Origin of the sequence: Paenibacillus sp. FSL H8-0537 (genome assembly GCF_038051995.1) — a bacterium.
GTDB lineage: Bacteria > Bacillota > Bacilli > Paenibacillales > Paenibacillaceae > Pristimantibacillus.
The window spans coordinates 6846995-6872594 of record NZ_CP150290.1; the positions used below are offsets into that span (position 1 = coordinate 6846995).

The 25600-nt window shown below is 47.4% G+C and carries 18 protein-coding genes; 6 read left to right on the forward strand and 12 right to left on the reverse strand.

Going from position 1 to position 25600, the window contains the following annotated elements; genetic code table 11:
- Positions 1-109: 109 nt before the first annotated feature.
- Together MHB80_RS28985 and MHB80_RS28990 are read right to left on the reverse strand one after the other, a co-directional pair.
- On the reverse strand, positions 110-1732 hold the full coding sequence (locus MHB80_RS28985) for an S-layer homology domain-containing protein (protein ID WP_341280166.1): 1623 nt from the start codon (positions 1730-1732) through the stop codon (positions 110-112).
- 61 nt (positions 1733-1793) lie between these two features.
- A complete protein-coding gene (locus tag MHB80_RS28990) occupies positions 1794-3170 on the reverse strand; it encodes a hypothetical protein (RefSeq protein ID WP_341280167.1) in 1377 nt (458 codons plus the stop codon).
- Between the two features lie 292 nt (positions 3171-3462).
- Between MHB80_RS28990 and MHB80_RS28995 the strand changes: the two genes are divergently transcribed.
- Positions 3463-6582, forward strand: a complete 3120-nt coding sequence (locus MHB80_RS28995) for a copper amine oxidase N-terminal domain-containing protein (RefSeq protein WP_341280168.1) — start codon at positions 3463-3465, stop codon at positions 6580-6582.
- Between the two features lie 108 nt (positions 6583-6690).
- On the opposite strand, the gene MHB80_RS29000 is transcribed toward MHB80_RS28995, so the two are convergent.
- Positions 6691-8220: a DHA2 family efflux MFS transporter permease subunit gene (locus MHB80_RS29000; RefSeq protein ID WP_341280169.1), complete on the reverse strand. Its 1530-nt coding sequence runs from the start codon at positions 8218-8220 to the stop codon at positions 6691-6693.
- 219 nt (positions 8221-8439) lie between these two features.
- Between MHB80_RS29000 and MHB80_RS29005 the strand changes: the two genes are divergently transcribed.
- Entirely contained in the window at positions 8440-9039 is a 600-nt protein-coding gene (locus MHB80_RS29005) for a TetR/AcrR family transcriptional regulator C-terminal domain-containing protein (protein ID WP_341280170.1), read from the forward strand.
- 75 nt (positions 9040-9114) lie between these two features.
- Here the strand turns inward: MHB80_RS29005 and MHB80_RS29010 are convergent, their stop codons facing one another.
- The 3 genes from MHB80_RS29010 to MHB80_RS29020 all read right to left on the reverse strand — a co-directional run bounded on the left by MHB80_RS29010 (position 9115) and on the right by MHB80_RS29020 (position 11635).
- Entirely contained in the window at positions 9115-9660 is a 546-nt protein-coding gene (locus tag MHB80_RS29010) for a VanZ family protein (RefSeq protein WP_341280171.1), read from the reverse strand.
- A gap of 195 nt (positions 9661-9855) precedes the next feature.
- On the reverse strand, positions 9856-10947 hold the full coding sequence (locus MHB80_RS29015) for a HAMP domain-containing sensor histidine kinase (protein WP_341280172.1): 1092 nt from the start codon (positions 10945-10947) through the stop codon (positions 9856-9858).
- On the reverse strand, positions 10940-11635 hold the full coding sequence (locus MHB80_RS29020) for a response regulator transcription factor (protein WP_341280173.1): 696 nt from the start codon (positions 11633-11635) through the stop codon (positions 10940-10942). Before MHB80_RS29020 ends, MHB80_RS29015 begins: the two co-directional genes overlap by 8 nt.
- A 529-nt stretch (positions 11636-12164) precedes the next feature.
- Here MHB80_RS29020 and MHB80_RS29025 point away from each other — a divergent pair.
- Complete coding sequence (locus tag MHB80_RS29025) at positions 12165-13211, forward strand: Kiwa anti-phage protein KwaB-like domain-containing protein (RefSeq protein WP_341280174.1); 1047 nt, start codon at positions 12165-12167, stop codon at positions 13209-13211.
- Positions 13212-14102: 891 nt separating this feature from the next.
- Here the strand turns inward: MHB80_RS29025 and MHB80_RS29030 are convergent.
- The 6 genes from MHB80_RS29030 to MHB80_RS29055 all read right to left on the reverse strand — a co-directional run bounded on the left by MHB80_RS29030 (position 14103) and on the right by MHB80_RS29055 (position 20202).
- Complete coding sequence (locus MHB80_RS29030; protein WP_341280175.1) at positions 14103-15653, reverse strand: SAM-dependent methyltransferase; 1551 nt, start codon at positions 15651-15653, stop codon at positions 14103-14105.
- Positions 15654-15935: 282 nt separating this feature from the next.
- Positions 15936-16856: an MBL fold metallo-hydrolase gene (locus tag MHB80_RS29035; RefSeq protein WP_341280176.1), complete on the reverse strand. Its 921-nt coding sequence runs from the start codon at positions 16854-16856 to the stop codon at positions 15936-15938.
- 25 nt (positions 16857-16881) lie between these two features.
- Positions 16882-17928 carry an ABC transporter substrate-binding protein gene (locus MHB80_RS29040; protein WP_341280177.1) on the reverse strand — a complete coding sequence of 349 codons (1047 nt, stop codon included), beginning with the start codon at positions 17926-17928 and terminating at the stop codon, positions 16882-16884.
- A gap of 27 nt (positions 17929-17955) precedes the next feature.
- Positions 17956-18648 carry an ABC transporter permease gene (locus MHB80_RS29045; protein ID WP_341280178.1) on the reverse strand — a complete coding sequence of 231 codons (693 nt, stop codon included), beginning with the start codon at positions 18646-18648 and terminating at the stop codon, positions 17956-17958.
- A gap of 4 nt (positions 18649-18652) precedes the next feature.
- On the reverse strand, positions 18653-19492 hold the full coding sequence (locus MHB80_RS29050) for an ABC transporter ATP-binding protein (protein ID WP_341280179.1): 840 nt from the start codon (positions 19490-19492) through the stop codon (positions 18653-18655).
- Between the two features lie 29 nt (positions 19493-19521).
- Positions 19522-20202 carry a Crp/Fnr family transcriptional regulator gene (locus MHB80_RS29055; protein WP_341280180.1) on the reverse strand — a complete coding sequence of 227 codons (681 nt, stop codon included), beginning with the start codon at positions 20200-20202 and terminating at the stop codon, positions 19522-19524.
- A 361-nt stretch (positions 20203-20563) separates the two neighbouring features.
- Between MHB80_RS29055 and MHB80_RS29060 the strand changes: the two genes are divergently transcribed.
- The 3 genes from MHB80_RS29060 (at position 20564) to MHB80_RS29070 (ending at position 25519) form a co-directional block, all read left to right on the forward strand.
- Positions 20564-22126 carry a response regulator gene (locus MHB80_RS29060; RefSeq protein WP_341280181.1) on the forward strand — a complete coding sequence of 521 codons (1563 nt, stop codon included), beginning with the start codon at positions 20564-20566 and terminating at the stop codon, positions 22124-22126.
- Positions 22127-22133: 7 nt separating this feature from the next.
- A complete protein-coding gene (locus tag MHB80_RS29065; RefSeq protein WP_341280182.1) occupies positions 22134-23876 on the forward strand; it encodes a histidine kinase in 1743 nt (580 codons plus the stop codon).
- 266 nt (positions 23877-24142) lie between these two features.
- Complete coding sequence (locus tag MHB80_RS29070) at positions 24143-25519, forward strand: extracellular solute-binding protein (RefSeq protein WP_341280183.1); 1377 nt, start codon at positions 24143-24145, stop codon at positions 25517-25519.
- Positions 25520-25600 lie beyond the last annotated feature (81 nt).

A 25600-nucleotide genomic window follows, 5' to 3' on the forward strand; every position in this document is an offset into this window, starting at 1 on the left:
CTATATGAGGGACTGCCTTATTTGTTTGTGTGCTTGCTTGCTTGTTTGCTTGCTTGCTTGCTTGTTTGCTTGCTTGCTTGCTTGTTAACATGTTATGGCTTCAATCACGTTATTTGCTTTGCAACGCCAAAATATTCAGCAAAACCGTTACTGCTTCCGCTCTTGTTGTATTGGCTTGAGGCGCGAATTGGTTATCGCCTTTCCCCTGTACAATGCCGGCTTGCTTCGCATAAGCCACACCGCTTTTTGCCCATGCTGGAATGTCTTGATCATCTGCAAAGCTAGTTGCCGCATTAACATCAGCAGGAATGCCTGCTGCATTTGCCAGCATCGCTACCATTTCCGCACGCGTAATTTGAGCATTCGGATGGAATCCGCCATCGGCATAGCCTTTCGTAATGCCAGCCTGCACCGCTTGCGCGACTGCTTTTTGCGCCCATGCGCCAATGGTCGCTGTGTCCGTGAAGGTCAGCGGCGCGCCTTCCGCTTCCGGCTTCAGCGTGTTCATCAGCATGACTGCAAATTCTGCACGCGTTACCGTTGCATTCGGCTTAAAGCTGCCGTCCGGATAGCCGCTGACGATGCCTGCGCCTATCGCTTTCTTAATGTTTGCTTCCGCCCAGTGGCCAGCAATATCATTGAATTCCTGAGCTGGATTCACAGGATCGACGATAGGCTGAGCTACAGCCATAACCGCATACTTCGTGAAATGATCCACCTTTGCTGTAATCTGGTTGCCGCTAACTGTTCCGCCAACCTCTACCCATGTTTTCTTCCCTTCGTCAAAATAGAATACGGAAGCCTTCTGACCGCTCTTCAGACTGGCTTTGTTGAAAGTAAACGTCAATGTAACCGGATTGCTGAAGTTCTCCGTGAAGTTTTTCAGAATTTCAAAGACCGAGCTAGCCAATACCTCTTGGTTTGTCAGCAGGCCTTGTACATTTTGCAGCTTTTCAATCGTAATTTTCAGTTCCTTCGCTGACGCATTTGCTGGAATCGAGACGATTACTTCGCTATTCAAGCTAACCTCGCCCGTTCTGCCTACTGGAAGCGTCAAATTGCCGTTTGTAGAAATGACCTTGTCCGTGCCAGGTACAGCCGTCGAGCCGCCGCCACCAACAGCGCCACCGCCGCCCGTGTTCGGGGATTCGGCAATCGTGTAGCTTGCACTCATTACTTCGCTATTTATTTTGCCCGCAGCAATCGCAATCGCTTTAATCGTCAGTGCGCTACTAACGACAATGGGCCCGCTGTACAACGTACTGCTTGTCGTTGGTTGACTGCCATTCGTCGTGTAATAAATAGCCGCGTCTGCTGTTGAGCTGCTCAGCGTCACGCCTGTTCCCGCTGCAACCGCTCCACTTGCTGGGTTTGCCACAGGGCTAGCCGTCGTTTGGCTTTCTGTTACCACCACATTAGTCGATGAAATCTGGTCGGCTTGTCCAACGTTAATTTCATACGTTCCAACTACCTCATTTGTACCGAGCGTAATAGTATCGTTGTACGTGCCGTTGTTCACCTTAGCAACATTGAAGTACAGAATGCTGCGGTCCGGACGGTACACTTTAATAATAACCTCGGACAGGTCTGAGGTTCCTGTAATGTTAATTGGGCTGCCCGGATGGATGCTGCCTGCTACCGGATTTACCGAGACAGCAGCCCATAAGGAGCTGGGAAACAGCGATAGGCATAGACCTATGATTAAAGTTAAGCTCCATGTACGTATTCTCACTTCAGACATACCTCTTTTCTATTCAATTAAAATAACGGCTGCTCGCTCTTCCTATCCCTTATTAATCCCAGTTGCGCCATTCTTGGTAACGCTGCTCAAACTCAGTTGCATCCACTTCTGTTACAAGATTATAGCCCAGGTTGCTCGGATCAGCATTGTCTCCTGTAATGAGAAATACGCGTACCGCGTAGTTCGGGTTTGTTGCCGCATCCGCTAAATTGAAATGTGCGCGATTCGTCTGATAGCTATTCAACCTGTCAGTCGTCACCGAAACGGTGTCCACAGGTACATCGCCATTCATAAGCTGAAAAATGACTGTCGCTTGATCATTATAACTATTGTTAGTGATGTATCTTACGAATTTGACGGATGCGGTTAGTCCGCCGCTCGCTCTGTCAATAAGAGGCTCGCTCATATAATAGGAATGTTCGGATTGATGAAGAGTAATCTCGTATCTGCCATCCATCGTATCATAAGATTTCACAACAATTTTATTTTCGCCCTCCGATAGCACGCCTGCTTGCAGCACCATTTGGCCGTTATCTTGACCAAAAACCCCAGGCGGTGTGTAAGTATAGCTTTCACTTGGCACAGTCACGCCATTTACCTCAATGGAATCCGGTACCCAGTCTGCGGTTGGAGGATTAACACTTATTGTTAAGGCCCTTCCAGTAAAATAGTAATCTTCATTATCACTACCTAGGTATGGCTGGCGATTTGACACAACCGAAACAGGCATGGTTATTCTTATCTTATCCCCTGTCAGATTATCTGCAATATCGAAGCTTACAGTAGCAGTGCCCTTACTACTACCTTGTAGATAAAAATAATAATAGCCTTGGTTGTTTATAGTTGCTATAGCCGGATTTGAGCTTGTGATATTGCTAACCGTTACTCCAGAGGGTGAACTGTAAATACTGGGACCATACACAATTTGATTATTACCAACTGTTGTTACAGGGAAAACATAGTTCAGATCAACCATTGGAGTCACCGTACCAATATGATTAGCTCCAACCGTTAGCGACTTATAACCTACAACTTCTCCGCTTAGAGCGTTTACTTCAACCATGGAAATGGTATCGCCAGCAGCAGCCGGTACAAACAAATTGTCACTCAGCTTATAAGTATAAACATCGGCAAGCGTGCTAAACGACGTTCCTACTTCAGGTGTCGCCTCTGCACTCGCCTTTCCATAGGTCGACCACACGACCGTACTATTACTAACGCCCGTCACTTTCACTTTACCCTGTGTAACAATTCCGTTGTTTGTCTCCAAGGTAGCTGAACTAAGAACTTGGCCCACCGGAACCGTATTTGGTGCAGCCAAAGCCGCGTTCGGCACAACAGACAGCGCTACGACCAGCGCCAACATCATAAACAATACGGTGAAGCTAGATTTCCCTTGCGCTTTTACTTTAAACCAACCTTTTAACATGAATCTTTCACTCCCCTGTGTTTTCTCGTTTTCGACATGCTGTTCAATGAGCAACCTTCCTGCTCACGATTCCAGCTTAGTATAATCCACCCCAATGACAGCAAAATGACAAACTCCGACAAAAAAACATTATCTAAGTGAAACCTCTCAAATCTCTCATACTTCCGTTATTCTCAGCTCCAGACTTTTTATGAACAAAATATGAATAAGTAGAAACTTTTACCCTTCTTGCTACGTCTTATTATCGATCCAGAAAATGATGGAAGAACGATCCAGAGGGGATATGAACGTTATGAGAAAAATGGTTTCCGCTCTAGCTGCTTTTGCAACGCTGTTTTTGGTGTTACTTCAGCCTGTAGCGCAGGCAGCAACAACCGATATTAAAATTTATATCGATGGGCAAGTGCTGCAAACCGATCAACCCGCTATTATTATTTCAGGCAGCACCTTTGTGCCCTTGCGCGGGATTTTTGAAGCTTTAGATGCCAAAGTATTATGGAGTCAAAAAACCAAAACGGTAACCGCCACGAAAGGCGATACGACCGTTGTTCTTAAACTGGGTGCAAGAACGGCTACGATTAACAATACAACCGTTACACTGGACGCCCCAGCCCGTTCCATTAAAGGAAGAACCGTCGTCCCTGTCCGCTTCGTCAGCGAGTCGCTTGGCGAAGATGTCAAATGGGATTCAAAAACAAGAAGTGTACGCATTACTACAGCTGCATCCGTAAGTGTTGGCGCAGCTACTTCGGTGAGCGTGTCCACGGTTAGCCAAAATGGCGACGGAAGAGATTTGCAAGTTAATTTCACACCTCCATCCGACATGACGAATGTGAACAGCTACCGCATACTCGTCGTTCCGGCAGATAAAGCTGCGTCCTTTAATTTGGCTAAGGCGCAAATTGTAGGCAGTACGAATTATACGGCACTTCCTACATCGTCCGCGTACCAAAACAATGTACTAACGGCTCAAACGAGAGATACAGACGGGGCGCTCCTTCGCTCTAATCTGCCTTATAAAGTATTTATTTTGACCGTTGGCAATAACGATCGTTATGCGCTATCCAGCGCTTCCGCATCCATCACCCTGAGCGTCAAATCGACGGTTGATGCTGCATCGAATGTACGGATTAGCGATGTTGGCGACTTCGGCGATGGCCGTGACCTTTCGGTCAGCTTTAACCGGGCCTCCAATGAAAGTAACATTTCCAGCTACCGCGTTATCATTGTGAAAACCGCTAATGCGTCCAAATTTGATTTGGCAGCAGCAAATACGCTTAACAGCTCCTATTACACGACCGTTTCCAAAACCGGCAGCAGTACGATGAGTACAGGCTTCAGCTCCTCGGCAAGAGACAGTTCGGGGGAATTTATTAAAAATGGCGTTGCCTATACGGCTTATGTGCTTTCCATGAGCAGCAGCGTCGGCACGACTTCTAATACCTTGTCCTCGGCTTCTTCGTCTGTGACGCTTGCTTCTTCCTCCGGATACACGCCGGCCATTACGAGCGTAACCGATGTGAGCAACTTTGGGGACGGGCGCGATTTGCGCGTTAACTTTAATCGGGCATCGGATGAGTCCCGGATTAGCTATTACCGGATCTTCGTAGTAAGAGAGGCCGATTATGGCAGCTTTAATTTATCAGAGGCGAATAACGTAGCGTCGGGAAGATATACCGATGTTTCTAGAAATGGAAGCAGCAGCTACAGTCAAATCCTCTCTTCCAGCGCAAGAGACGTGAAGGGAAATTCCATTATTAATGGCGTTGCCTACCGCGTGTTCGTTATGGGTGTTACGAATAACAGCTCCACCAATTCCAGCACCTTGTCCACTGCCTCCTCCAGTATTGCTCTTTATAGTACAGGGGTTAGCAGTGTAACCAATGTTGGCGTAAACGACGTGAGCGACTATAACAATGGTCAGGATTTACGCGTTTCGTTCACGAGAGCTGGCGATGAGAGCAGCTTAAACCATTACCGTATCTTCGTCGTTAGGACGGCAAATGCAAGCAGCTTTAATCTAGCGGCAGCGAACAGTATATCGAATTCCAGCTATTATACGACCGTTTCCAAAACAGGCAGCAATATAAATCAAGTATTGCCTGCGACAGCGCGCGACGTTAATGGGGCGCTTATCCAAAATGGCGTCAGCTATCAGGTATTCGTTTTGTCGGTTGGAAATGGCAGCTCGACCAGCAATAATGCTCTTTCCAGCAGCTCGATAGCAATTACGCTGTCAGCTAGCGCTGTAACAGCAGCAGCGAATGTTGCTGTCAGTGACGTAAACGAGCTTAACAATGGACAGGATTTGCTCGTTGCTTTCACTAAAGCAGCTGATGAAACCAACCTGAACCACTACCGTGTGTTCGTAGTTAAGGCTGCTAATGCAGCCAGCTTCAATCTGGCGGCGGCTAACGCCGTGAGCAACGCCAATAACTACACGACCGTAGCTAAGACAGGCGGCAATATTAGCCAAGTGCTCGCTGCAACTGCCCGAGATATTAACGGCGATCTCATTCAAAATAGTGTCAGCTATCAAGTATTTGTATTGTCCGTTGGCGGCGGCAGCTCTGCTGGCACCAATGCGCTGTCCCTCGGTTCAGCAGCTATTACCCTGACGACTACTAAGAGCGTATCTGCGGCAGCTAATGTCGTTGCAGTTGAATACAATAGCGGTCAAGATATCAAGGTTGATTTCGCAAAACCTGCGGATGAAACGAATATTGATCATTACCGGATTTTCATCGTCAAAAGTGCGAATGCTGGCGGTTTTGATCTGACCACGGCGAACCGGATTACTCAGCCTGATTATTTTACAGCAGTCAATAAAAGCGATACACCAAGCAAAGTGCTTACTCGCAACACACGCGATACAGGCGGGGAGTTCATCCAAGCTGGCGTCAGCTATCAAGTGTTTGTATTGTCCATTGGCGGCGGCAGCTCAGCAGGCACCAATGCGCTGTCTTCCGCTTCTGCGCCTATTACACTGCCTGTACCGCTGCCTCCGGCAGCAGCAGCAACAGCGGTTAATGCAACCCTGCTCGCAAGCGGTCAGGATATTCAAGTATCCTTCACAAAACCAGCTGATGGGCGAAATATCTCACAATATCGCGTATTTATCGTTAAAGACGCTGATGCTGGCAGCTTCAACCTCGCTGCGGCGAGTGCATCGGGCAACTATACGTTGTCGCCAGCTGAAGCTATCTTAACGCTATCCAAAAGCACACTCGATGTGAGCGGACAGCCACTAGCGTTTGACACCAACTATCGTGTATATGTGCTTTCCGCAGCCAATAGCGGTGCGAATGCCTTGTCCGATCCTTCGGCAGCCGTTCTAATGCCAACGCCAGTTGTGCCACCAACGGTACCTTCCGCACCAACGCCATCTCCTGATCAGCCTGCAGGAGTTTAGATTTAATGGAAGCAAGATGTACGCAGAAAGGCCGGAAACCCCTCAGTGGGTTCCCGGCCTTTTTTTTGCATGACATGCCTCTCACCCATAAGAAGATTTTCTCTTCTATTAGGTGTTTTTCAGTTCTTTCGGGTGCGCCAATCCAACTGGCACTTTATTCATTACCGGCAACTTAACGCCTTCCTCTTCACTTTGCTTGACCCGTTTAATAAAGAACGAAAGCACAAGTCCAATGAGGCCAATTCCAACGATAACAAGATAGGCGTCATTAATGCCTTGAATGTTAGCGTGTATCATCATTTCCTTGGAAGCCGTCTGTGTGCCGCTACTCACCATCGTATCTGTCAGATGGGTTTTGGTGCTCGACGTCATGACGGTTACGAGCAAGGAGGTACCAATCGCGCCAGCCACCTGCTTAATCGTATTAGAGATAGCCGTTCCGTGCGCATTCAGTCTGGCAGGAAGCTGGTTCAGGCCCGCTGTAGTAATAGGCATCAGGAACAGTGCCATCCCGATCCGTCGTCCCGTAGACATCAGCAGCAAGTAGTTATAGCTGGTTGCGTCCGTCAAATTCACAAATCCAATCGTAGTTCCGATTGTAATGATCATGCCCACAATCGACAGCCACTTTGCACCAAAGCGGTCAAACAGCTTCCCGGATACGGGCATCATCAGTGCCATAAGCAGAGCGCCAGGCAGCATAAGCATGCCCGATTCAAGTGCTGTATATCCACGCGCATTTTGCAAATACAGAGGAAGCAGCATCATATCAGCATACATCACCATAGTGACAGCGATATTGATAATGGTCGTTAAGGAAAACATATTATATTTGAATGCCCTGAGATCAAGCAGCGGACTGCTAGATCGCAGCTGCTGCCACGTAAACACGGCCAAGGAAACAATCCCCACTGTTAGCGAAATCATAACTTCCGTGTTGGACCACCCTAGGCTGCCCGCCTTGCTGAACCCATAAATCACCATTCCAAAACCGATGGTTGAGAAAATCATTCCCCAAATGTCGAGCTTAGGGAACAAGCGCTCAGCTACATTTTTCAAATAAAAATGAGCAAGAATAATGACTAAAGCAGCAACAGGAATAATCGCCTGGAACATCGTGCGCCAGCTGTATTCCTCCATTACATAACCCGTGATAGCAGGGCCAACAGCAGGTGCAAAAACAATAGCTAAACCAACGACTCCCATCGCAACCCCGCGTTTGTCTGGAGGGAAGATGGTAAGGATTACATTCATCAACAACGGCATGATAATACCGGCCCCAGCCGCTTGAATCAGCCGTCCAACGAGCAATATTTCAAACGAATTCGCTATCGCTGCCAGTATGGTTCCTCCGAGAAAAATAACCATGGCCGATTGAAAAAGCTCGCGTGTCGTAAAACGCTGCATGAGATAGGCCGTAATCGGAATGAGCACGCCATTAACCAGCATATACCCGGTGGTCAGCCATTGAGCTACGGCAGCCTCAATTGAAAACTCGACCATTAAATGGGGAAGCGCGACACTCATAATGGTCTGATTTAATACGGCGACAAATGCCCCTACGATTAAAACGAACAATAGGGGTCCTTTCTTAATTGAGCTGCTGTCAAATACAGGGTTTGTACTAATCTTACTCAATCCTTTCGACTTCAACTAATAGACAGTCTGTAGTATAATTTACTTAATGTAAAAGATTATAGGCGTCTCGTTTTATGATTACAAGCGACACCTTTTTCATTACTGTTTATTAGTTTACAACTATCTATAATCTGTCGTTTTACTTCGTGATAATCTACAAATCCACTTAAAACCGTCGTATAGACAATTGATTTGAAAATGGAAAGGATCGGTGTTTGCATGCAGGCAAAATCACCAAAAATGGATCCGCGTGTTAAACGCACACGCCAATTGATTCGAGAAGCTTTTCTTGAGCTGATTCAGGAGTACGATTTAGAGAAAATCACAGTGAATCGACTTGCGGAGCGGGCGACCATTAATCGGGTTACCTTCTATCTTCATTACAAGGATATCCCGGATATGCTGAATCAGATGGCGGACAATATGAACACGCATATTCGTAATCTGCTAGAAAATGATCATGAACCGTCCGGTTCGACTGATCATGAATGGCCCGAGCTGGTCAAGCTTATTCAGCATTTTTCCGATCATTCAACCTCCTACAAAATACTGCTCGGCTCCAGGCGTCTGCCCCTATTTACGGAGCGTCTTTCTGTGCTTATGATGGACTATATTAAAAGTAAAATGAGTAGTCACCATACGTCATCCAAAGCCATTACGCCGGAAATTCCGAATGATATTGCAGCCTGGTATGGCTCCTCAGCCTTTCTTGGCACGATTGTTTTATGGCTGCGCAACGATATGCCCTATACGCCTGCCTTTCTTGCCAAGCAGCTATTGCTTATGGCTCCATTCCGATCAAATGTAGACAGCTCGTAGAACACGAGCCCTTACTTAAGCAAAATTCGACGCATAAAAGCCAGGAACCCCTGTAGGTCCCCGGCTTTTCCCAGCTCATGTATGAGAAGTGCTCTTTAATCCTCTCGCCGTTGCGGGCTGGAGTACTCTCACGCCAACCGTAACCATTTTCCAAGCTATGTACCCGATCATTCCGCCAACGGTGTTTAACAGCAAATCATCCACATCAAAGATGCCAATACCGAGAAAAAACTGGTTGCCTTCAAAAAATAAGCTTAACAGCAGGGAAAACACGAATATTTTTATGCCTAATCCCCCTCGGGATCTGCTTAACTCCGCGATAAAAACACCCAACGGAATAAAGATCAGCGTATTGCCAATTAAATTGGTAAACAGCATCGAGCCAGAGATCGCTAATCCATCAATCCCCCTTGAAATTTCATCGAATAGCTTTAGATTCGCTTGGCGCTCGTAAATAAGATACGGGTGGTACAAAAACGTTTTGAAATGATACCACCAAGCATCGAGACCAATGGAGTTCCATTTGAGCAAAATGATTTTGAATAATAAAAACAAATACACAACAAACGCCGATCCTATAAAAAGCTCCCACTTATTCGTTTTATTTGCCCTCTGTTCCAAATGGCATCCTCCTTTATCGTCATAATCTCGCCGTTCTATTTATAAAGCTCTCTGTCCGTCGCTGCATAGCCCAGCAGAACCAAGCATATAAAAATGCCCCACTTCGTCATTAACGCGTCCTCCCCTTTCCTTATACTTCTAGGATAGAGAAAACTAGTTAAAAAAAAGTGGGACAAATTTAAAGTTTTTCTTAAATTATGAGCGTACAGGCAATCGCACCTCAAATACCGTCCGCACCACATTGCTCTCGGCCGTGAGGGTTCCCTCATGCTGCTCTACAATATTTCTGGCTATGAACAGGCCTAGGCCCGTGCCGCCCTCTTGATGCGCCCGAGATCGGTCGCCGGTATAATACATTTCGAAAATATGCGGCAAATCCTCAGGAGGAATCTCTCCTCCATAATTAGCGACTTGAATGACCACATGCCCCGTATCAAGTCGCCCATTAATATCCACGTATAGACCTTCTTTGCCGTGCCTGGCGGCATTGGTCAACAAGTTCTCAAATACTCGGGCCAGCAGCTCCCCGTCGCCATAAATATACAGCTCGGGAGCCACATCCATTCGGGCTGCTAAATGATTTTTCTCAAAAACAGGATACAGCTCCTCGTTCAGCTGCCTGAGCAGCTCGCTGAGGTCGATAGGCTCTTTCTCAACGGGCAGCTTGCCATAGTTCATGCGCGTAATGTCGAATAGTCCATCAATCAGCTTCTCCAGACGCTGCGATTTGTTGAAGGCAATCATGGTGTAATGCTTGATCTGCTCATCGGTTAGCTGATTATCCTTCATCATCAAATCCAAATACCCCAATATTGAGGTAAGCGGCGTTCGAAGATCATGCGCCAAATTCACAACCAGCTGATCCTTGCTATTTTCAGCAAAATCCCCTTTTTCAACCGCCGCTTGCAGCTTTTCGCTGGCCAAATTCAAATCCTCCGCAATGCTGCTGAACTCATCGTTTGAGGATATCAGGACCCGATTATCAAATTCCCCATTAGCCAGATGGCGGATTCCCTTGGAAATTTCATTGAAATAAGTCCCATATCGCTTCGTAAACCAGAAGAAAAAGACAATAGCCAGCGGGATAAAAATAATGAGGAACACATATATATCCCCCACCTCCCTCATCATCCTCCGGTACAGGGCCAATCGATCCCCTTCGCGGACATCGACATAATAAAGCTGCAGCAGCTTATAAATGCCGTATGTAATCGCACCGGATAACAGCATGCTTAAGCCCAGCAGCATTATCATCGTGGTCCGAAAGCTTCTTCTGCTTTTAATCATTGAACGTGTACCCCACGCCCCAGATCGTCTTGATGAATTTCCGCTTGGTCGTATCTTCTCCCAGTTTTTTGCGCAGGGTACGGATATGGACCATAACCGTATTGCCGCTCTCATAGTAGGCCTCGCCCCACACCTGTTTAAAAATGCTTTCCGCGCTAAACACCTGCTTCGGGTGGCTCGCTAGCAAATATAAAATGTCGAACTCCTTCGGCGTTAATTCGACGCCCTCGCCGTACAAGGTGATTTTATGCTGGTCGGGTGAAATCACGAGTCCACCTAGCTCCAGCACCGCTTTATTCATGACGGCTGGCTGATTGAATTGCAGCGACCTGCGAAGCTGCGAATTGACACGCGCCACCAACTCCATTGGGTTGAATGGCTTGGTCATGTAATCGTCCGCTCCCATAACAAGCCCTGTGATCTTGTCCAGATCGGAGGTTTTGGCGCTCAAGAAAATAATCGGCAGATGGTATTGCTCCCGAATTTTACGAGTCACCTCGTACCCGTCCATTTCCGGCATCATAATATCCAAAATAGCCAAATCAATCGTCTGCGATTGCACAGCTTGCATAGCTGCCTTCCCATCGGATGCTTTTATAATGTAATAACCTTCTTTTTGCAGGTGCAAGGCCACCAGATCCGCGATTTCCACCTCATCATCTGCGACCAAAATCGTAATACGCCTCAAAACTTCTCCCCCTAACTGTTATGCCTGAAAGGAATGAACATCAATATAACATTTTCATTATTGATTCCAAACTTTATCGGAATGAGATTGCACAAACCCAAAACATAATTACAGTATAACAATAATTATTATTTTTAATTAGCGTTAATTAAAAGAACTCTCTTCATTTCTAGAAGTTAATAGAACTTTTTTCACAAAAAATCCAAAAGGTCAAATACCTCTTAGAAGGTAGCTTTCCAAATTAGATATATTCCCACAAAATTAACACAGTTGGAAATCAATTTATTTTATATTCACAAAAAAACATTAAACAAAACTAAAAGTCTTTTATTGTTGAGATCAGCAGAGTATCTTGCCCTTCTATTATAATAAAGATAAGAATTTTTATATTCCATATTTGCAAAATTGTAATCACTACCTCTAAGGATAGAATAAAAATTTCTAATTGATTATAAAAATATATAAAAAAGTAGATTTATTGACAATTACAAAGTAATATGAAATAAAGGCATACTCTTGGAGGGCACCCATGGAAAAATTAATACAAGAATTACATGCTGATTGCAGTGTTTTACTAGATTCTGTTGAGCAGGAAAAACCTCAATTAGAATATATCACTTCGTATTTTGTAAGTCTCACTCAAAACAATACAAAATGGACAGTAAAGAATATTGAAATGGCCGATATAGATCAAATTGATTTAATTAAAAACTTAAGAGCCCATTTTGAAACATATGTAGATGAATTCAAAACAGAGGATCGTGACCCAGAGTTTATATATAGATATAATATTGCGGGATTGTTACCCATCACAAATCAAATAAATGATTATTTTATTAATGGAGTCATACCTTTGTCTAGTAGTAAAGATATTTTAGTAACCCCAATTACAAATCAAGTTGAATCTACGGATAAAAATCCACATACAGATCTAAAAATTTTAAATTACGATGGGAGCAGCTATCCCCCAAACGATGAGGTTAACTTAATAGTTCATAAATTGAGTTATTATAAGTCCGATTTTTTAGTATTCTGCAATCAACTCAGAACATCATTATCGAAAACTTCATTAAAAACAATTTTAAATAACAAATTAACCATAGTCGAAAAAGAAAAACTATATAAAATCAACAACAATATTTCTTTCATAATATCCCCTAAAAATTACTTCATAATAGACATATCCTATTTCGAAAAAATATTCTCATTTGAAAATTACACAAAACTAAAAAAAGCACAAGCTATGGAATCTCTTTTCGAATCACAAACAATTATTGGTCTTGAAAAAATTGTGCCTGAATTAAACAAAGGTTATATGGCTCGTTCGGTTGCTAAAATTGCTTTAAGTGGTAGCGAAATACCCCAGTTTATTTCTAGAAACAAAAAAGTCATATCAAGTTATTGTAGAGATTTTAAAGTTGGAGTAGCATTCGACTCCTCTACAAACACTTTCACTGTTACAGATGAAACAATTGCTCCTCTTTTTATTACCTACCTTTTTTCAGAAAGAGTCGCACAAAACATACTTGGAGATTTGGTTTACTATAAAACATTCAATCGTTTGAACAAAAATTAAACAAATAGAACATACGTTCTTTTTTTGTTGCATTGATTTCTAGTCATGGTATAATTACATATACTTAGATTGATTAAAGGGGGAAGAGTATATGTACTTTATATTTTACTTTTTTTATCTTATAGCTGCTCAATTCCCCCTTTTTCTACTTTTAATAGTTAGAAATAGTTCCTCTACATATACTCTTTTTATTTACCTTTTCATACTCTCCATTTCTCTACTAGTAATTTTATTATTCTTCACAAAGAATCGACTACTTCTAAAAAAAAGACCTTCATCCAATATTCATATTGAATCAGATAACTTGGCTAATAACACAATGAGTGAATTCTTTTCGTTTTTTTTACTTCCTTTTTTCACGTTCAATTTAACCTCTTCAAATTCTATAAAACAACAATTAGTTGAAATAACCTTTATTTTTCTTATGCTGACTTTATTTCTATATAGGAGCGGGAATTTGCTTATCAATCCAATAATTTTCTTTTTTTTCAATCTCTACAAAGGCTATTCCGCCGGTAATAATTACATTATATTACTACCTAAAAATCGTAGTAGCAGTAGTGTTGACAAAGAAAATAGACAAAACTTTATACAAATAACTAATAAGATCACTTATTTTCACTATGATGATATGGAGTATCAAAAGACATTAGCATTCATCAAAAAAACTATCTTCTTCTTACTTTTTGTTTTACTATTTAGTGTTATGTTGCTTATTGATCGAAGTGTTTATGAAATGATATTTAATACGAAAAACTGAATATCAACTCGCCAGTAATATATTATAGTTACACTTGATGATCCAATGTCTCCTAAACAAATATAAAGTTAGATTGTACGTTTCAGTTTAAAAACTCATTAATGAAAAGTCTGTAGCACCATGGTTCAGTGTTATTCAAATCTGCCCAGCAGCGCCAATGCCTCTTCATGATCCGGCTCAAGCTCCAGGAATTGCTGAATATAGCCCAATGCCTGCTCGTCCAGCTCCAGCTCAAAACAGCTAATAGCGAGACAATAAAATACGGTCGAAACAACCTCATCCTGCTCTTGCTGCACCGATATTTCTAGAAACTGCTTGGACTCTTCGTACATTTCCATCTCAAACAGCAGCAAGCCTGCATCAAGTGCCAGGTCATAACGCTGCTCCATGACGTAATACGATGACCACATCAGCTGAATGCCTCTTAGCAGGTCCTGCATTTCTTCATCATTCGCATCTGGCAGCAGGCTGGCTATTTGCTTCGTGCTCTGAATGAAAAACTCCGCATCATATCCACCCAAACGCCAAAAGCCGAGCAATGGTTGCAGCTCCATGCTGGCGAGATTGCGGTCGACCCACATTTTCATGCTGAAAAACTCATCCGGGCCAAAACGCTCAACAAAACGGCGGTAGGCCAATCTGGTATTCGAGTAGGCCAGCGGTTGATCCATATGGAGAATACAGCCGACATTTATATTTTTATAATGATGGGGTGGAAATAACGCCTGAGCCCCTCTTTGTTCAAAAACATGCTGAATCGCATGGTAGTTGGCGGTCAATGAAAAGCTGCCATGCAGGAACAGCTCCGGCGGCTCGGCAAATTTCCAGTTATCGAGCAGGTGGTCGCCTTTGTCAGCGGTTATCAATAGAAACCCTGCCTGAGACAATTGCTTCAAGCGCTCCAAGCAGGTTAGACCAGCGGCAGGAAATAAAATATGCGAATCCTCCAGCTGTTCCTGATATACGGCAATGACATCGCGGTAAGGATAGTCGGCTTGCTCATACTCGGGCGCCCGCCTGTGCTCATAATGCAAAGCGATTTGATCTAATAGCTCGGCTGGTTTAAGGGCATCCCGATTGTCAGGATATTCGACAAAAACATCCGCCTCGTATATTTGGCCGTCGCCTACATAAATCAGCTCTTGTGGAATACTGTCAAAAAAGTAGTTGGCGACAATGATCAATGGTTGCTCTAATTCCTGTTCTCTAATGGTTGTACCAGACACGGCGAGGCTTAACGACGTATCATGAACCGCATCAAATCGCGCAAAATCCAGCAAGCCCTCGGCGATAAAAGCTTGCAGGGCAGGATGCTCCTGCCAGGCCAGAACATTTTTCATGGCCAAATCGGTCATAATATAGCGGAAAGGGGGAAGGGATATCCCCGCATAGTCTCTCAACTGGCACAGCTCATGCAGCACATGGTAGGCGAGACGGCCCGCTCCTGCCCCAAGCTCCACAATAAATACAGGCTCTGAGCAATTCCCCTGATTTGCCCGATCTTGAAGCAGCCCAAATATCATTTCGGCATAGGCCGAAGCAATCACGGGATTACTCGTTATATACTGAGGGACTTGATCATTATTCCAGGCCTTCATGCCTTCTTCTTCGAAATATTCCCTTTGGAGATGCCATATAGGAGCTTCACTAAAGCGATAGCGCTGTGTGTGGTTAACGGTCATTTATATGAATCCTGCCTTCTGAAAGTTAATGCGTTACGTTGTATGCCAGCTTACTTGCCTGCACATGACTTATTTTCATAATATCCCTTTTTATGATAGCACATCCCTTACAAGTACGCCGTTGCAACCTGCTCAGGGAATAGCCACAACAACAATCGATAGTCCGATTGTCATACAAAAAAAGGGCGCCCAAACCGGCGCCCCACTCTAAACGGATAGATTTATTATTCAGATTCAATAAGTCCGACTTTCTTTAAATCTCGGTAGGGAGCCCTTTGTCCGCTACTTTAATTCAAAGACCATCAAGTCGCGACCTACTGTGATCGGACCGGCGTAAATGCCAGCCATCCCCTCAATATACGCTTGCTCGGCCTCTGGATTCGCCTCTGGCGCGGGAATGTGATGCGTGAGCACGAGATGCTTGACTCCCGCCCGTTGCGCGATTGCAGCCGCTTCCAGCGTCGTCGTATGATACTTCGCGGGGTTTGACAGCGCCTTCTCGTGCTTCGGATATTGCGCGGTCAAGGAATCCAGCCACGACTTGTTGTACGCTTCGTGAACGAGCAGATCTGCCCCGGTCGCTTGCTTCTCCATATTGGCCACAGGAATCGTATCGCCTGATATAACGACCGTCTTGCCGTTATACTCGAACTTGTAAGCGATAGCCGGATAGACAGGGCGATGGTCCACTTCGAAGGCAGTAATTCGGATGCCGTCCTTGTCGTACACAACACCCTCGTTGCATTCCGTATACTCGATTAGCGAGCCCGCTTCATCCGACAGATTATAGCTGATTCGGAGCTTGACGTCGAACTCGAAGGACTCCCGCATTTTACCGATAATCTCCTTCGTCGTCTCTGGTCCGTACACTTGCATGGGCACTGAACGACCTTCGAAGACACGTTCTGCGGTAATATGCGTGCGCCAACTCGTGATGAACACGTCGAAGAATCCTCCGTTATGGTCGTAATGGTGATGGGTAAACAGGACATCGGATATCCTTTGAGGCATGATGCCCGCTTTGATTAGTTGGTCCACCGTAGAGCCCCCGCAATCAACGAGGAACGTCTTGTCTCCCGCGAGCACCGCGGCACCGGGCTTCGCTCGCCCATAAAAGGCACGGGGAGAACCCGTCCCAAGCAGAACGACGGTCAGATCTGGGTGGTAGTCTGGCCTCAAATTCATTTGTGGCTGGATATACATCGCTGTCAACCCTCTCATCTTCGTTTTATTTGCCTTCCTGCGTCTCCTTCAGCAGCGACAGATCGTACAAGCCTGCCAGATCCAAGCCATCTGCTCCAACTCCCTTAATATAGCCGGCATCGACCGCCACCTGCGCCATTATCTTCAAGGAATCTTGGTCGATGTTCATCGTCAGATTTAGATGAGACAGTGTGGCCTTGATCAATTCGGTGTCCAAGCCCTTGCCCGTCAGTTCCTTCAACTCGTCGCTAACGAGAGAATACGTGTCGCCTGGACTATCCTTGATAAACTTGATTGCGTCCTCGTTGGCCAAAAGAACGGATTTGGCCAAATTCCGGTGTTCCTTCAGGAAGTCGTCGCTAGTTACGATAATTGTAAGTGGATAATTCCCCTTGTTCGGCGGAATCTGATCCCACTCGACGGCGATATTACCGATGCCTTCGTTCTCGATCTGCGTCCCCCATGGCTCCGGCAATAACGCCGCTTCTACCTGGCCTTGCTTCATGGCCGTCAGCGTATCCGCCGGAGCCATCGCAATAAGCTGAACCCCGCTATTATCCGCCGACACCTCCAGGCCATGCTCCTGAAGAAGCAGACGCAGAGAGATCTCATTCGTGCTCCCCTTTGTCGGGATGGCGACCAGCTTGCCCGCCAAGTCCTTGACGCTCGTCACGCCCGAGCCCTTCCTCGTCACTAGCACGGCGCCGCCGTTGTTCGCTCCTGACAGAATCTTGATATTCTTGCTCCTTGTATATTGGTTGATTATCGGGCTTGGCCCGACGTAGCCGATGTCGATCTGGCCTGTCGCCAATGCAGTCGAGAAATCCGAGCCGTTGTTAAAGCCCTGTACTTCGATCTTCACATTAGCGCCAAGACGGTCTTGCAGATAGCCCTTCTTGATCGATACGAAGGCCGGAGCATGGGTCACGTTCTTGAGCAAGCCGATCCTCACCGTAATGGGGTCGACCGACTTGGAGCTTCCGTTACTCCGCGAGCCAGAGGTCCCGCAGCCGGAAAGCAGAGTCAGAATCAAGACGATCATAAGACTCGAATAAGCCACTTTTCTAAACATGCATCATTCCCCTTTTCCTGGTTAAGCTTACGTTTTGGCAGCATTCAGACCGTACTGGGTCCAGATCCGTTCCTCTATGCGCTTGAAGACGAGGTGGTCGGAGATTGTACCGAGAATCGCGATCACGAGTACGATGCAGAGCATAAGAGAGGTGTCGCCGAGACTTCGCCCCTCCTCCAGCAGCTGCCCCAAACCGATGCCGCGCGCAATGAGCTCACCGGAGACGAGTGCCCGCCAGGCGAACGCCCAGGCCATGCGCATGCCCGTAATGAGCTGTGGTATGGCTGCAGGGATCATCACTTGGTAAAAGAGTCGGAACCCGCGGCCTGTTCCAAACATCTCCGCCGACAACAGATAGATTGGAGGAATGTTCTTGATCCCACTCCGACTCGCAATCGTCATCGTCCATGTCGCCCCAATCGTCGTGATGAACACAACGGCGAAGTCGTTCAGCCCGAACCATATGATAGCGAAAGGTAACCATGCGATGCTCGGCACCGTCTGCAGAGCGACGACGACAAATCCGAACGTCTCGTCCAGCAGCCGGCTCCGAGCGAACAAGACGCCGAGTGTCATGCCGATGCCGCATGAGAGGACGAACGCGATGAGGATTCGCCTCAAGCTGCTAAGCGTCGCTTCTAGTAGTTGCCCATTTGCCATCCCATCGTAGAATGTCTGCATCGTCTGCAGCGCCGATGGAAAGCGCCAGCCCCAATGCATTGTCCTATATGCCGTCTCCCAGATTATTAGCAGTAGAATGAGAAAGAGGGCTTTTCTCCAAAGTGTAGTCATTGCCATATTCCTCCTTCGCCACCTTCTCCAGTTCAGCAGCCAACGTATCCATAATCTGACTCTCGATATGGTGCAGAAGTGAATCGCCAGGCTCCCGCGGCCGTGCCGCCTGTACGCGGAACTCCTTCTTAATCCGCCCCGGCCGTGTAGACATGACGAGCACTCTGTCCGACAGTATGACCGCCTCCCGGATATTATGCGTGATGAATAGAATGGTCTTCCGCGTGTTCAGCCATATTTGCTCCAATTCCTTATGCAGCAGCAGCCTAGTCTGTTCGTCCAGTGCAGCGAACGGCTCATCCATGAGCAGAATCTCCGGGTCCATAACGAGCGCCCGCGCTATCGCCACCCTCTGCTTCATCCCGCCCGACAGCTCGTGGGGGTAGCGGTCCGCAAACTTCCCCAAATGGACAGCCCGGATCTGCTCCATGGCTCGCTCGCGGCGCTCCTTCTTTTTGATTCCCTTTTGCTTGAGACCGAATGCGACGTTCTCCAGCACGCTAAGCCAAGGATACAGTGCATGGTCTTGGAATACGACGATTCGATCAGGCCCTGGGGCCGCGACTTCCTTGCCATTCGCTTCTACTCGGCCGTGATCCGCCCGCTCCAGACCTGCTACCAAGTTAAGCAGTGTGGACTTGCCGCAGCCGGAAGGACCGAGGATCGAGACGAACTCTCCCTTTCCTATCTCGAAGTCAATGTCTTCCAACGCAGTATAGCCCGCTCTACCCCGTTGCGCGAACGTCTTACCTACTCCTTCTACCCGTATCATGCTCCCGCCCCCCATGGCTTTCCACATCGTTACAAGTGCTGTTGGAACTCGTTGGTATCGTGAATGACAACTATTTTCTTCTCATAGCGAATGATGCCTTCCTCCCGCCATCGACCCAATGTCTCCGTAACCGTCTGCCTGCTGCAGCCGATGACATAGGAGATCTCCTCATGGGTAAGCGAAAGCGTGACGACCGTCTCCTTCCCCACACGAACTCCGAGCTGCATTAGCAGCTGAGCCAGCCTCCAGGCAACCGGCCGTGAGATGAGCGTCTCTACGTAACGCTGTGTCTGCAGCAGACGACGGGCGTTGACCACCGTTAGCGCGTAAAGGGCATTGGGATGTCTCTTCAGCAAGCTGGTGAATTGGGAAGTCGGAATCGAGAGAATCAAGCTGTCCGTGATGCATCGCGCATAGCGTTGTCTCTTCTGCCCCGTCAGAACCTCGGCCGCACCGAACACCTCGCCCTTGTGCCTCAGGAACAAGGTAATGCTCTGGCCCTCTTGCGCAAACTGCGAGATCTTCACCAGTCCGTCCTGGACGAAATAGATCTCCTGACTTTCTTCCTCGCTCCTGAAAATAAAGGAGTTCTTCTTCATGCCACGAGAAGAGCCAAATTCCTGGAAGAGCTTCGCTAACGCGAGTTGCTCGGCTTCACCGTTATCCGTTACGGTTTCTTCCCAATAGGAGGACATACCCTCTTGGTCCATCGTCGTTCCACCCTTCTCTAGCTGTTGGCTAATTCAAAGTTTACCTATCGGTATTTACAATTATAAATCATAGGTTAAAACAAAAAAAGTCGGCTAGCCGACAAAATATAAGACGTATCATTGGTTTATTTGTCGGAGATGGTAGTGACAGAAAAGAATCAGGTGAGGAACGGTCATATAAAAAATACAAATATTCAGGTTTTCGTCGTATACTTGGCGAAAGTTAGTCCATCTCTAAGAACACCTTTGGGTTCTCAAATCATCTGTCATTTATTGAAAAAGACCGGCTCAGTTGTATTTAGATACATGGCGCAAAAGAATAATAAATTGAAAGCAATAAGAATATGGAGGCACGAAGCAGATGAACTGGGTTAAAGTGATGCTCGTGGATGATGAAGTACTGGCGATTGAGCATATGAAAAATCTAATTTCGTGGCAGCAGCTCGGTTACGAGATCGTCTGCACGGCGAACAAGCCGTCTCAGGTCATAAGATTGGCGAGAGAGCATCGCCCAGACTTGATTATTCTGGATATCGTCATGCCCGGCAAGGATGGGCTGGCGCTTAGCAAGGAGCTGCTGGCAGAGGGACTGGCGCTGAAAATCGTGCTGCTTACCTCCCATAAGGAATTTGAGTACGCCAAAGAAGCGCTCAAGCTGGGCGTGTCCAACTATTGGATTAAGCATGAGATGGATGCGGAAACGGTCAAGCGAGAGCTCGGCGGCTTAAGGGAGGACATTGAGACCGATAGGCGGCTCCAGAAAAATGATCGCGGCAGACTGCTCGTTGATTGGCTCGGCGGAAGACCTCTGTCGGAAACGCAGTGGAGGACGGCGACAGCGGGCATGGTCGAAGCGTTTGATCGGCTTCATCTGCTGGTGCTCGAGCCTGTTCGTATAATGCCCCTGCTGCCCGGTGTGATGCCGATTAAACCGGAATGGCCGACGGAGTGGCCCGATATGAGAGATTCCAGCCTGCTAGCGGCGATCCCCTTTCTAGAAAGCTGCTTTGTTCTCATTTACGGGGATAAGAGCATCAAGGGCGAGAGCAAGATGCGAGAGCTGCTTGAGGAAAAGGCGGCCGAGGCACGGCGTACGATCGAACAGCTGACGGGCCACCCTGCATCCATGGCGATGGCGTACGGTTTGCCAAATCGGGCGGATGTTCCCGGAAAACTGGCTGAAGCTTTGAAATGGCTGTCACAGGCGATGTTTCATATTCATAGCCCTAATCACCTGTTTCGATTGAACGAGCTTCAGCGTGAAGACGAGAAGCCCCCCTCACATCTGGAGTGGGAAGAAGGCCTCGGGAAGACGAAGGAACGGCTGTCGGATAGCCAATATGAAGAAGCTGCGCGCGAGGTTTCGGCCTTATTTTCGCTAGCATTGGTGGCAAAGGATGTCAGCGGATTCACGGACTTGTGTCGACAGCTGGTCAACCTGCTGAACCGCTATCGCGCAACTTGTGGACTGCCATCTCTAACGGAGACTTGGGCGGCTGGCCCAGGCACGAGAGCAGATTGGTCCTCGCTTGCGGGTATTCGCGATTGGTTTTTGCAAGAGTTGGATACGCTTGCACAAATGTCAGCCGGACTGCCCACAGTATCCCGCAAGGTGCGCCAAGCGCTGGAGCAGATGGAGCGACATTACGGCGATCCCGAGCTCGACGCAGATACGCTTGCAAGGCAGCTCGGCATTTCACGCGACCACTTCCGCCACTTGTTCAAGCTCGAGACAGGCAAGACAGCGCTCGACCGACTTACAGAAATCCGAATGGAGAAGGCCAAGCAGCTGCTGGATGAGGGAAACCTCAAGGTTTATGAAATCGCCGACCGGGTCGGCTTCCGCAATGGGCAGTATTTCAGCCAAGTTTTCCGCAAGCTGACGGGCATGACCCCGCTCGAATATATGGAGAAACGCAGGTGACCTTACAATGCGCATGAGGATACGCACCAAGATAATCGCCAGCACCGTTCTCGTCGTTTCCATTTCGCTTATTCTTAGCGGCTTTTTTATCTACGACTACGCCAAGGATATTATTCGCGAGCAGTCGATCAAGGACAGCCGGACGAAGCTCGCGCAAATTTCGTTTCAGCTCAATAAGATTCAAGAGCAGGTCGTTAAGACAGCGGAGTACATCGTATCCGACGAGGAAATAACAGCTCTCATTAACGCGCCAGCAAGCGAGGATATTGAGGTGAATTACTTCCGCAAGCAAGCGGTGCAGGAGAAGCTCGGGCGGTTTGTGGCGCTCAGCAACTTCATTCTGAACGTCGTGATCGTTACGCCGAAGGAGGAAACCTATTCCAACTATAGCGGTTACGAGGACTATTTCTCCGAGTACTTGAAGCAGGATTGGTTTGTGAAAATGAAAAATTCACGCGCTGCCTACAGCGAGCCGCATCCGTTCTTTTTTATTAGCGGCAACCGTCAGGTCTTTAGTTATGTGTTGAAATATCGCCCCCTCGGGCAGGAATTGGACGCGGAAAGCTATCTTGTCATCGATATCGCCTATTCCGAATTAGCAAACGTCTTTTTGCAAAGCGCGCAGGATTTCGAGCAAATCGAGCTGTTCACCGGCTCAGGCGCCCTGCTGCTTGAGGCCAATGATAAGCTGCCGGAGGCAGATCGGTCATTCATGACGAGCGTCTTGCAATCTGGCGAGCCGTTCGCGGAGGATGCCCGCACGATCGTGTTGATGGACGATGCTATGAACCAGGGCTGGAAACAGGCGGCTTTGCTGTCTAAGAGCAAATTATTTATGAAAATTAATCGCGTGTTCTTTTTCTATATCATCATCATTGTTACCGCGATTATTGTAACACTGGTCGTCATGCTGCCCATTATTGTCAATCTGATGAAGCCATTGATCCGGCTGACGAATGCGATGAAGCGCGTCGCGGTCGGCGATCTCGGGACAAGCGTCCATATTCGCAGTGGGGACGAGCTTGAGATTATAGGCACAGGCTTCAATCGGATGGTCAGAGACTTGAAAGGCCTGATGGACACTGCCGTCCAGAACGAAACCGTGAAACGGCAAATGCAAATCGATTTATTGATGGCCCAGATCAATCCGCATTTTTTGTACAACTCCTTAAATACGGTCATTTACTTGTCCCATGCCAATCGCGGGACCGAAGCGGCCGAAGTGACGCAGGCGCTCATCTCCATTTTGCAAAATACGATTAAGACGGGGGAAGGAGCTGTACGCGCACCTCTGTCGGAGGAGAAACGGATCATCGACAAATATACGGTCATCCAGCAGACGCGTTATCCTGGCCAATTCCGGCTCATCTGGGAGATCGACGAAGCACTGCTTGACCGTTCGGTTCCCCGAATGGCGCTTCAGCCGCTCGTGGAGAACGCGATTGTGCACGGCATCATTCCGTCGGATCTAGAGGAGGGCACGATTATTGTGCGGGCTTACCGGGACGGAGAACAGCTTGTCTTGGAAGTGGAGGACGACGGACAAGGCATGACGGTTCCCGAAGAAGGCTGGAGGATGCACATGGGGCAGGTGGGACAAGAACCGGAGCGTACAAGAGGAATTGGCTTGTCCAATATCCAAGAGCGGCTGCAAACCCATTTTGGCGCATCAGCGCGTCTGGAAGTATCTAGTGAATGGGGCCAAGGCACCCTTATACGAATTAAGCTTCCTTGGACGGAGCAAGCGTAAACGGCTGTCGCCATCCCTTGGCGGCACAGCTTCCGTTTCGCGTAGAAATATAGAGAAAGGATGGAATCATCATATCCTCTCCTATATTTCAAGCGTAAACGGCTGTCGCCATCCTCTGGCGGCACAGCTTCCGTTTCGTGTAGAAATTGAGGGGATCACCGGATTTTATACGAAATCGCCGTTTTGGCTGATTACCGGCTAATAGGGTCCTGAGTTACGATAGCAGTGTAAGCACTTACAAAATTATTTTAGGGGGACTCACCAACGTGAACATCAAAAAGAAGAGCAAATGGGTGGGCGGTTTCGTATCTGTGATGATGCTGACTGGGCTGCTCGCAGCCTGCGGCGGCAACAACACCACTGTAGACAACGGTACGGGCAACAACGGAAGCACTGCTGCTCCTGCGGCGTCGACTGCGGCCAGCACCGATCCGACGCAGATTAGCGGCACCGTTAAAGTCTGGGATTGGGATGAAGCGTTCCAGAAGGGCATGATCGTAGAATTTAATAAAAAATATCCGAACATCAAAGTCGAAGTAACCGTCGTTAATCCGAACGATTACTTGCAGAAGCTGCAAAGCGGCATCGCTTCCGGCTCTGACGTTCCCGACGTCATTCTTGGAGAGTCGGCCTACCGCGGCAAGCTGTTTGATCTTGGTGTGCTCGACAACCTTGAAGCGGCGCCTTATAACTTCGATAAAAGCACTATTTTAGATTACGTCGTGCCTTACGTCTCTAATTCCAAGGGCGAAGTCATTGCCGTTGATCAATCGCTAACGCCCGCAGGCTTCGCTTACCGGAGAGATTTGGCGAAGCAATATTGGGGCACGGACGACCCAGCTGAGCTAGAGAAAAAGATTTCAACCTGGGATGATTTCATCGCTGCCGGCAAGGAGCTTAAAGAGAAGAGTGCTGACAAGGTGCTCATGTTCCCTGGTCTTGGCGACGCCTTTCTTGCTTTAAAAGGACAGAATTTTGGTTCCTACGTAAACGGCACAGAAATCGATTTGACTAGCAAGCTGCAAAAGCCTTTGAACCGCTTGTTTGAGATGCGCGACGCTGGCATTATTGGCAAAAATGAATTGTGGACACCCGCTTGGTCGGCTTCCATGGCGAAAGGCGAGTTCATGTTCTATCCAATGGCACCATGGGGAGCCAAATGGCATATTTCAGCGAATGATCCCGATGGTTCGGGACGCTGGGGTCTCCTCAAAGCGCCAGAAGGCGGATTCACCCGCGGTGGAACAGCGATCGGTATCTACAAGGACAGCAAGGTTAAGGATGCGGCTTGGGCATTCATCCAATACGCCTACTTGTCCGAAGAAGGCTCCGCATTCAATTTTAAGACATTCGGCAATATGACCAGCTCCAAGTCATTCTATGAAACTCAAAAAGCGCTCATCGACGCGCCAGGACCTTACGACGAGTTTTTCGGTGGCCAAAACCTCGCGAAATATTTTGTCGAAAATATCGTTCCCGATATGAAAGGCGAGGCACAATCCAAATACGATTCCGTCGTAGACTCTGTATTTAACGCTCTGTACCCGCTGTGGATGAAGGACGGATCGGTTACTGCCGACTCCGCGCTGCAGAAGTTCATCCAGGAAACGAAGAATAAAGCGTCCGACGCGACCGTTAAGTAAACTTTGGGAAAACGAGGGATGACCGTGAATGCGGAACGCATAATTAAGACTTCCGCCGCATCCAGCAAACGCAGATGGGGG

Excerpts from the sequence above, each read along its gene's own strand:
- MHB80_RS29035 (WP_341280176.1), bottom strand. The coding sequence starts at position 16,856 with ATGTATATCCAGCCACAAATGAATTTGAGGCCAGACTACCACCCAGAT.
- MHB80_RS28990 (WP_341280167.1), bottom strand. The coding sequence starts at position 3,170 with ATGTTAAAAGGTTGGTTTAAAGTAAAAGCGCAAGGGAAATCTAGCTTC.
- MHB80_RS29005 (WP_341280170.1), top strand. The coding sequence starts at position 8,440 with ATGCAGGCAAAATCACCAAAAATGGATCCGCGTGTTAAACGCACACGC.
- MHB80_RS29030 (WP_341280175.1), bottom strand. The coding sequence starts at position 15,653 with ATGACCGTTAACCACACACAGCGCTATCGCTTTAGTGAAGCTCCTATA.
- MHB80_RS29055 (WP_341280180.1), bottom strand. The coding sequence starts at position 20,202 with ATGGACCAAGAGGGTATGTCCTCCTATTGGGAAGAAACCGTAACGGAT.
- MHB80_RS29040 (WP_341280177.1), bottom strand. The coding sequence starts at position 17,928 with ATGTTTAGAAAAGTGGCTTATTCGAGTCTTATGATCGTCTTGATTCTG.
- MHB80_RS29015 (WP_341280172.1), bottom strand. The coding sequence starts at position 10,947 with ATGATTAAAAGCAGAAGAAGCTTTCGGACCACGATGATAATGCTGCTG.
- MHB80_RS29060 (WP_341280181.1), top strand. The coding sequence starts at position 20,564 with ATGAACTGGGTTAAAGTGATGCTCGTGGATGATGAAGTACTGGCGATT.
- MHB80_RS29045 (WP_341280178.1), bottom strand. The coding sequence starts at position 18,648 with ATGCATTGGGGCTGGCGCTTTCCATCGGCGCTGCAGACGATGCAGACA.
- MHB80_RS29050 (WP_341280179.1), bottom strand. The coding sequence starts at position 19,492 with ATGATACGGGTAGAAGGAGTAGGTAAGACGTTCGCGCAACGGGGTAGA.
- MHB80_RS28995 (WP_341280168.1), top strand. The coding sequence starts at position 3,463 with ATGAGAAAAATGGTTTCCGCTCTAGCTGCTTTTGCAACGCTGTTTTTG.
- MHB80_RS29025 (WP_341280174.1), top strand. The coding sequence starts at position 12,165 with ATGGAAAAATTAATACAAGAATTACATGCTGATTGCAGTGTTTTACTA.
- MHB80_RS29065 (WP_341280182.1), top strand. The coding sequence starts at position 22,134 with ATGCGCATGAGGATACGCACCAAGATAATCGCCAGCACCGTTCTCGTC.